Source organism: Microbulbifer aggregans, assembly GCF_020524005.1.
In the GTDB taxonomy this organism is placed as follows: domain Bacteria; phylum Pseudomonadota; class Gammaproteobacteria; order Pseudomonadales; family Cellvibrionaceae; genus Microbulbifer; species Microbulbifer aggregans_A.
On record NZ_JAIVKK010000009.1, the window covers coordinates 77,517 to 89,551 of the forward strand.

The following is a 12,035-nucleotide window of genomic DNA, read 5'->3' on the forward strand; positions in this document are numbered from 1 at the left end:
GTTTTAATGGTGCGCGCTGCTTGGCTTATCGTTTATGGTTACGCTCATCATAGATGGTCTCCGGTTTCGGCGAATTGCGCTGGATCAATCCATTGGCCGCTATGGCGTTGTGGATACGGGTACAGGTCTTGGCGAATTTACTGACTTCTCCCAGGGTGGGCATGTCATTTTCATCCAGGCGCCGCTCCCACGCTTCGATTTCCTGATCCAGATACTCCAGCAGCTTTTTCGCGCATCCCTGGCACGGGCCGGCACAGAGCTCAGCGGCCGGCATACTGAAGGGCAGGGTGGTGCGTACCTCTGCAATGATCTCGCGCATGGCGGTGCGGGTATCCGGTTTCATTGCCTGCCGGGAGTCCTCTTGGCGATCCGTCGGCCCAAGGGTAGTGTGGGCCGGAGGGGAAACCCTTTATGTCCTCAAATAACCTGTCTGGGGCCCGTGACTACTGGGTTTGAGACTGTCCCGCAGCTAGACTGACGCCCAATACAAGAAGAACCCTAGGGTTCCAAATCAATCAAATATTAAGACGAGAAGAAGAGGTCTGCCTTGGCGGAATTGGGGGAGTTTTCCAGTCTGACGCTGGGGCTGCTGTTGCTGGTTTGTGTGATCAGTGCGTTTATCTCAGCAGTGACCGGTGGGGCCGGGGGCATCCTGATGTTTGCCGCCCTGAACGTCGCCATTCCGCTGCGTATACTCGTCCCCATTCACGGCGCGGTGCAGCTCCTCAACAACCTGGCACGCGTGGCCTATGTCCGCGACCATATCCGCTGGGACATGTGTATTCCCTTCTTCATCGGGTGCACGCTCGGCTCTGTTGCCATGACCCTGGGGCTGTCGAAGCTCGACTGGCAACAACTGCCACTGGTATTGCTCGCGGGACTGATTTTCTACACCGTTTTCAGACCCAAACGACTGCCGGAAATCCGCCTGAAACCCCTCGGCTTTTTCTGGGTGGGTATTGCCACCGGTACCCTGGGGATTCTCGCTGGCGCCGTGGATCCATTGCTCGGGGCATTTTTTGTCCGCAAGGACCTGACCCCGAAAGAAATTGTGGCCAACAAATCCGTCATGCAGGCCTGGTGCCATGCACTCAAGGTCCCGGCATTCATCTATCTCGGGTTTGCGTTTTCCGATCACCTCGGGTTGATACTGCTGCTGACCGTGGCGGCAGTCATTGGTACCCGCATCGGCGTCACGTTATTACATCGCATCGATAGCGACATGTTTTTCAAATTAATGCGCGTTGCGCTGCTGGTAGCCGGTGCCCGTATCGTCTACCAGCTGTTTGCACAATAAAGAAATTATTACAGGTATTCCCATGGCCGATTATCAGATCATTAATCCCTACAACGGCGAACTGATCGAAGCCTACGACTTCAACACCCGTGACCAGGTGGAAAGCACCATTGCGCAACTGGTTGAAGGCCGCAAAGTCCAGCTCGCCACCCCGGCATTCGAGCGCTCCAACATTCTGCTGAAACTCGCCCAGTTGTTACTGGAGCGCAAGGAAGATCTCGCAAGCCTGATCACCGAAGAGACCGGAAAAACCATCAGCGACAGCCGCGTGGAAATTGACCGGGCTTACAACACCGCCATGGCCAGCGCCATGGAAGCACGCGCGATCAACGGCGAAGCCCTCGACTCCGACGCCTTCCCGCCGATGCGCGAAAAAATCGGCGTAGTACTGTGGAAGCCTCTGGGTACTGTACTGTGTATCACTCCCTTCAACTTCCCGATCAATATCGCAGTCCACAAAATCGGCCCCGCGTTTGCCGCCGGTAATACCATCCTGTTCAAGCCCGGCCCGCAGAACAAGCGTTCCGCGCAACTGCTGGTGGAACTGTGCTACGCCGCCGGTATGGACAAGTCTGTATTGCAGATGTTGATCCCGGATATCGACGGCACCAGCTACGCGGTCTCCCACCCACAGGTGCAGGCGATCAACTTCACCGGCGGCACCGCCGCGGCCAATGCCATCGCCGCCAATGCCGGCTACAAAAAAGTACTGTTCGAACTGGGCGGTAACGACCCGCTGATCGTCATGCCTGACGCCGATCTCGACGCCGCCGTGTCTGCGACCATCAACCAACGCTTCGCCACTGCCGGCCAGCGCTGCACAGCGGCCAAGCGTTTGTTCGTACACAGCGAAGTCTTTGACGCCTTTGCGGAAAAACTCGTCGTGGCTACAGAGAAACTCAAAGTCGGTAACCCGGCTGAGGACGACACCTTCGTCGGCCCGCTAATCCACAAGGCCGCTGCGGACGAAGTGGAAGGCCGCATCGAAGCCGCTGTAAGTGCCGGTGCACGGGTACTGTTTGGCCATCGTCGTGAAGGCAATATCCTGTGGCCGACCATCCTCGAATCCGTCTCGGATGACGCCGCACTGGTGGCCGAGGAAACCTTCGGTCCTGTAGTTCCGCTGCGCAAATTTGACGACGAAGGTGAACTGGTAGCACTGATCAATAACTCGCCTTTTGGCCTGCAGGCTGGCGTATTTACCCAGAACCTGGCACTGGCCAAGCGCCTTTACAACCAGCTCGACGTCGGCCTGCTCGCCGTCAACGACGGCCCCGGTTTCCGCGCCGAGCACTTCCCGTTTGGTGGTGTGAAAGAAAGTGGTGTGGGTAAGGAAGGCGTGCGTTATGCGATCCGTGAAATGAGTTACCAGAAAACGTTGGTCATTTGAGGCTGGCTGAAACACGGCACCCGACGAGAAGGGGCTGACACCGGGTATTGGTTCGCCAGACCTTCCGCGAGAGGGACCTCGCGGAAGAGCCCCCATGGATGGGTTAAGGGGGGGCGCCTAGCTCGTGTCTGGCGAACCAATACCCGGTGGCAGGCCCGCCACTGGATCACGTTTAGCCCCCCCGCGAAAACCAAATTTTGGCGATCCGAGTAAATATCCCCTATACTCCGCCCCAACTTGTCGGAGTGCCTTTGGGCTGAGATCGCTGTTGCGAGATCCGTTGAACCTGATCGGGGTAACCCCCGCGTAGGGAACAAGATCTGAATTCGCTACTATTTTCGTGCGCCGTTTTTTACTTTGTGCGCCCGAAAGCTGCTCACCTCACCTGCATCCCCGGCAATCCACTCATGGAATAAATGCAAGGGGTCAGCATGTCTCAGGTCGCCGAACCAACCAACAACACCAAAAAATCCAGCCGGGCTACTCAGCGAGAGAACGCCAAAGAATTTCTCGACAACCTCACTGCCCAGCAATTTCCCAACTCCCGCAAAGTCTACCTTGAAGGCGAAACCGTCGGGCTCAAAGTCGGCGTGCGTGAAATCTGCCTGGGCCAAAGCCTGGTTGGCGGCGATGAACAAAACCCCGTATTCGAACCCAATGAACCACTCAAGGTCTACGACACCGCAGGCCCATACTCCGACCCTGCGTATAAACCCAACGTGCGTGACGGCCTGCCAAAACTGCGCCAGGCCTGGATCGAAGCCCGCGACGACAGCGAAATTCTCGATACCCGCCAGGCCGCTTACAGCCAGAAGCGCATGGCCGACCAGGGGCTCGATCACATCCGCTTCGAAAACCTGCCCGCACCGCGCAAAGCCAAAGAAGGTAAAAACGTTACCCAGATGCACTACGCGCGCCAGGGCATCGTCACCCCCGAAATGGAATTTATCGCCATTCGCGAAAACATGGGGCGTGCAAAACTTGCAGCACAACTGACCGAAACCGATTATCAGAAAGCCCGCGAAGGCATCCATATTCCACAGGAAATTACCCCGGAATTTGTGCGTCGTGAAGTCGCTGAAGGCCGCGCCATTATTCCCGCAAACATCAATCACACCGAACTGGAACCGATGATCATCGGTCGCAACTTCCTGTGTAAAGTGAATGCCAATATCGGTAACTCCGCGGTGACTTCCTCCATCGAAGAAGAAGTGGAAAAACTGGTCTGGTCGATCAAATGGGGCGGCGACACCGTCATGGATCTCTCCACTGGCCAGAATATCCACGAAACCCGAGAATGGATCCTGCGCAACAGCCCCGTACCCATCGGCACCGTGCCCATCTACCAGGCCCTGGAAAAAGTTGACGGTATCGCCGAAAACCTCACCTGGGAAGTCTTCCGCGATACCTTGATCGAACAGGCCGAGCAGGGCGTCGATTACTTCACTATCCATGCTGGTGTACTGCTGCGCTATGTGCCCCTGACTGCCAAGCGCGTCACCGGTATTGTTTCCCGCGGCGGCTCCATCATGGCCAAGTGGTGCCTCGCCCATCACAAAGAAAATTTCCTCTACACCCACTTTGAGGAAATCTGTGAAATCATGAAAGCCTACGACGTCAGCTTCTCTCTCGGCGACGGCCTGCGCCCGGGCTGTATTGCCGACGCCAATGACGAAGCCCAGTTCGGCGAACTGCATACCCTCGGCGAACTGACGGAAATTGCCTGGAAGCACGACGTTCAGTGCATGATCGAAGGCCCCGGCCACGTCGCCATCCATAAAATCAAAGAAAACATGGATGAGCAGCTCAAGCACTGTCACGGCGCGCCTTTCTATACCCTCGGCCCGCTGACCACCGACATCGCCCCCGGTTACGACCACATCACCTCCGGCATCGGCGCCGCCATGATCGGCAGCATGGGCTGCGCCATGCTGTGCTACGTAACCCCGAAAGAGCACTTGGGCCTGCCCAACAAGGAAGACGTGAAAGAAGGCCTTATGGCCTACAAAATCGCCGCCCACGCCGCGGACCTGGCCAAGGGCCATCCGCGCGCGCAAATGCGTGATGATGCACTCTCCAAAGCACGATTCGAATTCCGCTGGGAAGACCAGTTCAACCTGGGCCTCGACCCCGAGCGCGCGCGCCAGTACCACGACGAAACCCTGCCGAAAGAATCCGGCAAAGTTGCTCATTTCTGTTCCATGTGTGGCCCGAAGTTCTGCTCCATGAAAATTACCCAGGATGTCAGGGAATATGCAGCAAAGCAGGAAGCGGAGCAGGGGATGGAAGAGATGTCGATCAAGTTCAAGGAGTTAGGTAGCGATATTTATCACAAGGCATAAATCCGCACCTGATCGAAGCTACAGGAGTTGGAAGGGAAGGTAGCGATGCGGGCAAGCCTTCGCCAGACCTTCTAAAACAGGGATGTTTTAGAAGAGCCCCCTGGGATGGGTTGACGGCGTGTCTGGCGAAGGCTTGCCCGTAGCGCTACCGCCCGAAACTTGTCGACAACAAACCTCGGAACAGCACGTTGACACGACCCGAATTAAATATCGCGATAGCAGGAGGAGGCCTGATGGGTCGACTCCTCGCCTGGCGCCTGTCTGGAAAAGGGCATGCGATAACCCTGTTTGAAGCCGGGAGTTTTGACATGCCCCCGGGTGCGTGTCACACCGCAGCAGGCATGATCGCCCCGCTGTCGGAACTGGTACATTGCCCGTTGCCCGTATACGAACTTGGTCTGCAGAGCCTGCGGGTGTGGCCACAGTGGGTAAAAGAACTGGAACTACAGACCGGGAGTCCGGTTGATTACCGGCAGTCGGGCAGTATCCTCATCGCCCATCCACAGGACCGAACGGAACTTTTGCAATTCCAGCAAGAACTCGCCGCCAAACTCGGCACCGAAAGCCAACAGCATTTTCAGTGGCTGGAACGAACCGGATTACAAAACCTGGAACCCAACCTCGAACGTTTCGACCAGGGTTTATATCTCGCCAGCGAAGCCGATATCGACAACCGCAGACTATTGCCCGTGCTGTTGACCCAAATCAAACGGCGCAACGCACAATTGCGCGAGTATACCCCCGCAGAATGCATGCCGGGACAGATCCGGCACGCCGATGGATTTGAACAATTCGATTGTGTTATCGATGCTCGTGGCCTCGGAGCAAAAAAAGCGGTGAAAGGCCTGCGTGGCGTGCGCGGTGAAGTCATGGTCGTGGAAACTCCCGAAGTCCGCTTCCAACGCCCGATCCGGCTCCTGCATCCACGCTATCAACTGTATGCCGTTCCGCGCGCCAACAACCAGGTCGTTATTGGTGCCACCGAAATTGAAAGTGATGACCTCTCTCCGATCTCCCTGCGCTCCAGCATGGAACTCTCGTCAGCACTCTATTCAATACACCCGGCATTTGCCGAAGCACGGATCCTTGAAACCCGGGTCAACTGCCGGCCCGCGACTATGGACAACTTGCCGGTAATTGAACATGAGCCGGGTCTGATCCGTGTCAATGGCCTCTATCGCCACGGCTTCCTGCTCGCACCCGCCATGGTGCAGCAGGTTGAATCAACACTTCAGCAACAGACTTTACAGGTGACCTGATGGAAATAACGGTCAATGGTGAACAAGTAACACTGGAAAAAAACAGCGGCACTGTCGCCGGGCTACTGCAAACCCTGGGCTATATCGGCGAGACCTTTGCCGTCGCCTTGAATGGTGATTTTGTCGCCCGCGCTACCTACGGAGAAACTCCGCTGAACGACGGCGACAGCCTGGATATCGTTGCACCGGTGGTGGGGGGATAACGATGGATCAACTAAAACTCTACGGGAAAGCATTCGACAGTCGCCTGCTTATCGGCACCGCGCTCTATCCGTCACCCGCCATCATGCGCGAATCCGTCGCCGCATCGGGAGCACAAATCATTACCCTGTCGCTGCGCCGCCAGAGCCCGGAGCAGCAGCAGGGGAAAATGATCTGGGACTACATTCAGGAATCCGGCTGCCAGCTCTTGCCCAATACGGCCGGCTGTAAAACCCCGAAAGAAGCGATCGCGCTGGCCGAAATGTCCCGCGAGATCTTTCATACAGACTGGCTCAAACTGGAAGTCATCGGCGACGATTACAACCTGCAACCGGACCCCTATGGACTGGTTGAATCTGCCCGTGAGCTGGTCAGGCGCGGATTTAAGGTCCTGCCATACTGTACCGATGACCTGCTGGTTTGCCGCAAACTACTGGATGTGGGTTGTGAGGTCCTGATGCCCTGGGGGGCGCCTATCGGCACTGGCCAGGGATTAATGAACAAGTACAACCTGCGCACGCTACGTGAACGGCTGCCGAACATACCACTCATCATCGACGCGGGCATCGGCGCACCGTCGCAGGCAACAGAAGCGATGGAAATGGGATTTGATGCGGTGCTATTGAACACCGCGGTGGCCAAAGCCCAGAACCCGGTGTTGATGGCAGAAGCCTTCAAACTCGCAGTAGCATCCGGTCGTGCGGCCCGTACCGCCGGCCTGATGCTGAAGCGGCAGACGGCAAGCCCCAGCACGCCCACGCTGGACATGCCATTCTGGCAGCAAGCTCCGGTTGCTGGTGCGGGAGAGGAATTATGAGTATGGAAACGTTCTCGCGACCGATTGTATGGATCATTGCCGGCAGTGATTCCGGCGGCGGCGCCGGCATTCAGGCGGATTTGCTCACCATGCACGATCTCGGCGTGCACGGGTGCTGTGCAATCACGGCCAATACCGCTCAGAACTCCCTCGGCGTTCCGGCTATCAATGCCGTCGACAGCAGCGTTTTGCAATCGCAGTTGGACGCACTGTTCACAGACATGAAACCGTCGGCGATAAAAATCGGATTGCTCGCCAATGCCTGCCAGGTAGCACTGGTGGCAAATTTCCTGCGTGCGATGAAAAGTAACGGCATGCATGTCCCGGTGGTCTACGACCCGGTGGCGGTAGCAACCAGTGGCGCGAAGTTGACGGAAGACAGTACCGGTGCCCTGGTACTGGAGGAGCTTCTTCCCCTGTGTGACCTGGTAACGCCCAACAGCCAGGAACTGGCCTGGCTTGCGGGTTATGAAAAGGAAGGCGTGTCGAGCGCGGAAGACATTCTCAATGCGGCAGGCAAAGTGCGCGGGCAGCACTCCACCGCGCTGCTGGTAACCGGCGGGCATTTTGAGATTGAGCCCGGTACCACCGCGGATCTTCTCTGTGCCGGTGAAGCGGGGGAGGGCGACTGGTTTGTCGGCGACCGCATCGCAACCGAAAATACCCATGGAACCGGTTGTACACTGTCTTCTGCGGTTGCGGCATTACTGGCAAAAGGGTATCCACTGAAAGACGCGTGTGTGGTGGCCAATGCCTATGTTCGTCGCGGCTTGCGCCTGGGCGAAGGCGATCACATCGGCGCGGGTGCGGGCCCTGTAGGCCACTATGGTTGGCCGACGGAATTGCGGGATTTCCCGCGAGTGTTGTTGTGTGCGAGTGAACAGGCAAAACCATACGGGGTATTTGATGCCGCTGCGGCCGGAAAATTTGCAGCTGAATTCGCCCGTCCGGACAGTGATCGCCTCGGTTTGTACCCCGTCGTTGACAGCGTTGACTGGCTGGAAAAGCTGGCTCAGGCGGGAGTGCGAACGCTACAGTTGCGGATCAAGAATCCGGATGGTGATGTGAGCGAGCAGATCAAACAGGCGGTTGCCATCGGACGCAAATACGATTTGCGCCTGTTTATCAATGACTACTGGCAGTGGGCCATCGAGTTTGGTGCTTACGGCGTGCATCTGGGGCAGGAAGACCTGCAAGCGGCGGATCTCAATGCTATCCAGGGTGCCGGATTGAAACTCGGTATCAGTACCCACGGCTTTTACGAATTGCTGTACGCTTACCAGTATCGCCCCAGCTATCTCGCGATTGGGGCAATATATGCTACCAATACCAAAGACATGCGCGGGCAATTGCAGGGGCCGGAAAAGCTTGCGCGCATGGTCGCTCTGTTGCCGGAGTATCCACTGGTGGCGATTGGCGGCATCGATCTCGAGCGGGCGCCCGCAGTGGCCGCGAGTGGGGTCGGCAGTATTGCGGTAGTGAGTGCGATTACCAAGGCCGCAGATTATCGCGATGCGGTCAGCGCGTTCCGTGCAATTTTAAAGGGCTGATTTTCAGACACATTCATCATGTTGAGTCGTAAACAACTTCAGCGCTACAGTCGCCAGATTATGTTGCCGCAAGTCGGTGAAGAAGGGCAGCAGAAATTGGCCGATGCCAGAGTAATGGTGATCGGTCTCGGCGGCCTCGGTAGCCCTGCGGCCCTCTACCTGGCGGCAGCAGGAGTCGGTGAGTTGCACCTTGTCGATGGCGACAGGGTGGAAATCTCCAATTTACAGCGGCAGGTACTGTACAAAACCAATCACCGGGAAAAGGACAAGGCGTTGGTTGCGGCACAGCAGCTGACCGCAGCCAATCCGGAAATCCGCGTGCAGGCGCATTGCCGGATGGCCGACGAAGACTGGTTGGCGGTGCAGTTGGCCGAACAGACTTTCGACCTGGTTGTGGATTGCACTGATAACCTGGCTATCCGCCATGTAATCAATCGTGTGTGCTACGAATCCTCAATACCAGTGGTGATGGCTTCTGTACGCGGCTTTTCCGGCCAGCTGATCAGCTTTGATTTCCGGGCAGGTGCGAGCCCCTGCTACGCGTGCCTGTTTCCGCGCGGCGATGAAGATACTCGGCCCGAAGCGGAGAATTGTTCGACGGTTGGTGTTATCGGTCCTGCGCTGGGTGTGGTCGGCAGTATGCAGGCGCTGGAGGCGCTGAAGTTACTGCTCGGTTTGCCGGTGTCCAGCCTGAATCGGCTACAACTGTTTGAAGCTGCCAGCCTTGAGTGGCGGTCCCTCACATTGCCAGGAAACAATGCTTGCCCTGTGTGCGCCAAGGCTTTACAAAAGACGGAGTGAGTTCCTGGCGAGAAAAATTGTCCGGAATACTCCACGTATAACAATCACAAGGAGATGGCCGTGCCTGCTTACTCGCGATATACCGGTGTGCAAAAAGTTTTACTCGTTACCGTTTTAGGCGGACTGATTGCAGCCTGTTCCGGTAAAGAGCCTGCACAACATTCTGATGAAACCATGACGAGCGCTGTACACGAGGCTGCTGTGGTGGAGGTGCAGACCGAGCCAGCGACGGAAATTGATACCGTACATATTTCGCCGGAACTGCTGGAGACCTACCGGCAAACCTGCGGTAGCTGTCACGAGCGCGGTGTTGTCGGTGCGCCGAAAACCGGTGATGCTGTCGCCTGGGGGCCGCGCATGGCCCAGGGAATGGATACGCTGGTGGCGCATGTGCGCGATGGTTTTAAGGCCATGCCTCCAACGGGATTGTGTTACAGCTGTTCGGATGAGGATTTCCAGTCGTTGATTCTGCATATGGCCACGGCCCAGCCCAGTCAGGAATAATCCTCCCCCCCGAACAGCGTGCAAAATCTTCACGTTGTGAGTGATGCCGCAAAAATATCACAGGCTGCTGTGGTTTATTGTTTGTATCTATAAGGTCGATACCTGCAATCAATTTTAATTGCCGACTATCGACCCTAAACTATTTTCCAACGGCGTTATGCTCCGGAAATGGCTGATCGCTACTGATGCCGGAAGTAATGTCGACAGTTGAAGTGCACGCCACTTGACCCATGTCATGCGCGTGCAGTGTTTGGTCAGGTACTGTTTCGCAATTCGAAATAGGTTGGATCGCGTGCATTCAGCTGGTAAACGGAATTGAAAACGACCAAGAGAGGTTGAGAATGAGCAACATCGATATCGGTATTGGTGCCAAAGATCGCGAAGAGATCGCGCAGGGTTTGAAGCGTTTGCTGGCGGACTCTTATACGCTCTACCTGCAAACTCACAATTTTCACTGGAATGTCACCGGTCGCTTGTTTCGTGAGTTGCACCTGATGTTCGAGGAGCAATACACCGAGCTGGCCACTGCGGTAGATGATATTGCCGAGCGTATCCGTACGCTGGATGTAGTGGCACCGGGCACCTACAAAGCCTTTGCCGAGCTGAGCTCTATCAAGGAAATCGACGAGGTGCCGGCCGCTGAAGAAATGGTGCGTATCCTGACCCAGGGGCATGAGCAGGTGATTAAAACCTGCCGTGAAGTGCTGAAAGCGGCTCAGGAAGGTGAGGACGAGTCTACTGTCGCACTGGTCTCTGACCGCATGCGCGTGCACGAGAAAACAGCCTGGATGCTGCGCGCCACCGCGCAATAATCTTTGTTGTGAGTGGGTAGAATCCGAAATTGGCCCGCCGAGTGCGGGCCAATTTTTTACGGGTTTACCGTCTGCTCCCCGCAGACTTCCTGAAGCATCCCGAGGAAGGCGCGGGCGGGGGCGGACAGGGCTCCGTGGCTGCGAAACACGACACCCAGTTGAGGGCTGACTACTGGAACAGTCAGGGGAATACTCACCAGTCCGTATTCGGCCATCTGCGGCACGCACAGCGCGGGCATGGCACTAACCCCCAACCCCTCTTTGACCAACTTTCCTATAGTGCTGAGCTGGTATGCCTCACAAAACAGGTGCGCAGGTTTGCCGCACTCGGTGAAAGCCTGTTCGGTCCAGCGGCGCACGGCCGAGCCGCGATTCATTGCGATAAACGGAAGGCTGGTCAGATCCGCCCAGCGCAGGTGTTTACGCCTGGCCAGCGGGTGGGCAGGCGGCAGCACCGCGTGGAACCCGCCTTCTTCCAGTGGTTCAAATACGAGCCCGGCAAGGTCGTCAGGGCGGAAAGTAATACCGAGCTCCGCCCGGCCATCCCGCACTGCCGCCAGTACCTGCTCCATCACGATATCTTCCAGTGCCAGGTCCACATCCGGGTACTGCCGGTGGAACCGCGCCAGCAAGGGCGGCAGCCGGTTCAGTGCGAAAGCTGGGATGGCGGCGATTGCCAGGCGCCCACGTTCCAGTGCAAATTGCCGCTGGATTTCCTCGATCGATTTGTCCCAGCTTTGCAGCAACTGTTCGGCGCGGGCAGCAAAGCGCTCTCCCTCCGGGGTCAGGCTTAATTGCCGGCTTTCGCGGTTGAACAGCGGCCCGCCTACACTGGTTTCCAGGTTCCTGATAGCGACGGATAGGGCCGGTTGGGAGATGTGCAGTCGGGCGCTGGCATCGGCCAGGCTACGGGTACTGGCGACGGCGGCGAAAGCGCGCAGCTGTTTGATTGTGGCACTCAATCCTCAGGCCCCCGGTGAATCATTCAGTTAAAGAAATGTTAATTAACCTTAACAAGTTTAAATTGGTTTTAAGTGTTAGACCAAGGCATGATTGTTCCTA

The 12,035-nt window shown here is 56.8% G+C and carries 12 protein-coding genes and 1 riboswitch; of the genes, 10 read left to right on the forward strand and 2 right to left on the reverse strand.

Features of this window, described 5'->3' with window-relative positions; genetic code table 11:
- Positions 1–25: 25 nt before the first annotated feature.
- Positions 26–343, reverse strand: a complete 318-nt coding sequence (locus LC093_RS15880) for a hypothetical protein (protein ID WP_226667126.1) — start codon at positions 341–343, stop codon at positions 26–28.
- Positions 344–547: 204 nt separating this feature from the next.
- Between LC093_RS15880 and LC093_RS15885 the strand changes: the two genes are divergently transcribed.
- From LC093_RS15885 to LC093_RS15930, 10 genes are all read left to right on the forward strand, one after another.
- Complete coding sequence (locus LC093_RS15885) at positions 548–1,297, forward strand: sulfite exporter TauE/SafE family protein (RefSeq protein ID WP_226667128.1); 750 nt, start codon at positions 548–550, stop codon at positions 1,295–1,297.
- A gap of 22 nt (positions 1,298–1,319) precedes the next feature.
- Entirely contained in the window at positions 1,320–2,687 is a 1,368-nt protein-coding gene (safD, locus tag LC093_RS15890; RefSeq protein ID WP_226667129.1) for a sulfoacetaldehyde dehydrogenase SafD, read from the forward strand.
- A 231-nt stretch (positions 2,688–2,918) separates the two neighbouring features.
- A riboswitch (TPP riboswitch) is annotated at positions 2,919–3,017 on the forward strand.
- Between the two features lie 101 nt (positions 3,018–3,118).
- Positions 3,119–5,029 carry a phosphomethylpyrimidine synthase ThiC gene (gene thiC / locus LC093_RS15895; RefSeq protein WP_226667132.1) on the forward strand — a complete coding sequence of 637 codons (1,911 nt, stop codon included), beginning with the start codon at positions 3,119–3,121 and terminating at the stop codon, positions 5,027–5,029.
- Positions 5,030–5,217: 188 nt separating this feature from the next.
- The gene (thiO, locus tag LC093_RS15900) at positions 5,218–6,288 is read left to right on the forward strand and encodes a glycine oxidase ThiO (protein WP_226667134.1); all 1,071 of its coding nucleotides are present in this window, start codon (positions 5,218–5,220) and stop codon (positions 6,286–6,288) included.
- Complete coding sequence (gene thiS / locus LC093_RS15905; RefSeq protein WP_226667137.1) at positions 6,288–6,491, forward strand: sulfur carrier protein ThiS; 204 nt, start codon at positions 6,288–6,290, stop codon at positions 6,489–6,491. Before thiO ends, thiS begins: the two co-directional genes overlap by 1 nt.
- Positions 6,492–6,493: 2 nt before the next feature.
- A complete protein-coding gene (locus LC093_RS15910; protein WP_226667139.1) occupies positions 6,494–7,306 on the forward strand; it encodes a thiazole synthase in 813 nt (270 codons plus the stop codon).
- Positions 7,303–8,856, forward strand: coding sequence for a thiamine phosphate synthase (gene thiE / locus LC093_RS15915; RefSeq protein ID WP_226667142.1), 1,554 nt, complete (start codon positions 7,303–7,305; stop codon positions 8,854–8,856). The genes LC093_RS15910 and thiE overlap by 4 nt, the downstream gene beginning before the upstream one ends.
- Positions 8,857–8,874: 18 nt before the next feature.
- The gene (locus LC093_RS15920; RefSeq protein ID WP_226667144.1) at positions 8,875–9,657 is read left to right on the forward strand and encodes a HesA/MoeB/ThiF family protein; all 783 of its coding nucleotides are present in this window, start codon (positions 8,875–8,877) and stop codon (positions 9,655–9,657) included.
- Positions 9,658–9,717: 60 nt separating this feature from the next.
- Positions 9,718–10,161, forward strand: a complete 444-nt coding sequence (locus tag LC093_RS15925; RefSeq protein ID WP_226667145.1) for a c-type cytochrome — start codon at positions 9,718–9,720, stop codon at positions 10,159–10,161.
- Positions 10,162–10,502: 341 nt separating this feature from the next.
- Positions 10,503–10,973: a Dps family protein gene (locus LC093_RS15930; RefSeq protein WP_226667146.1), complete on the forward strand. Its 471-nt coding sequence runs from the start codon at positions 10,503–10,505 to the stop codon at positions 10,971–10,973.
- 56 nt (positions 10,974–11,029) lie between these two features.
- On the opposite strand, the gene LC093_RS15935 is transcribed toward LC093_RS15930, so the two are convergent.
- Complete coding sequence (locus LC093_RS15935) at positions 11,030–11,935, reverse strand: LysR family transcriptional regulator (RefSeq protein ID WP_226667149.1); 906 nt, start codon at positions 11,933–11,935, stop codon at positions 11,030–11,032.
- Between the last annotated feature and the right edge of the window lie 100 nt (positions 11,936–12,035).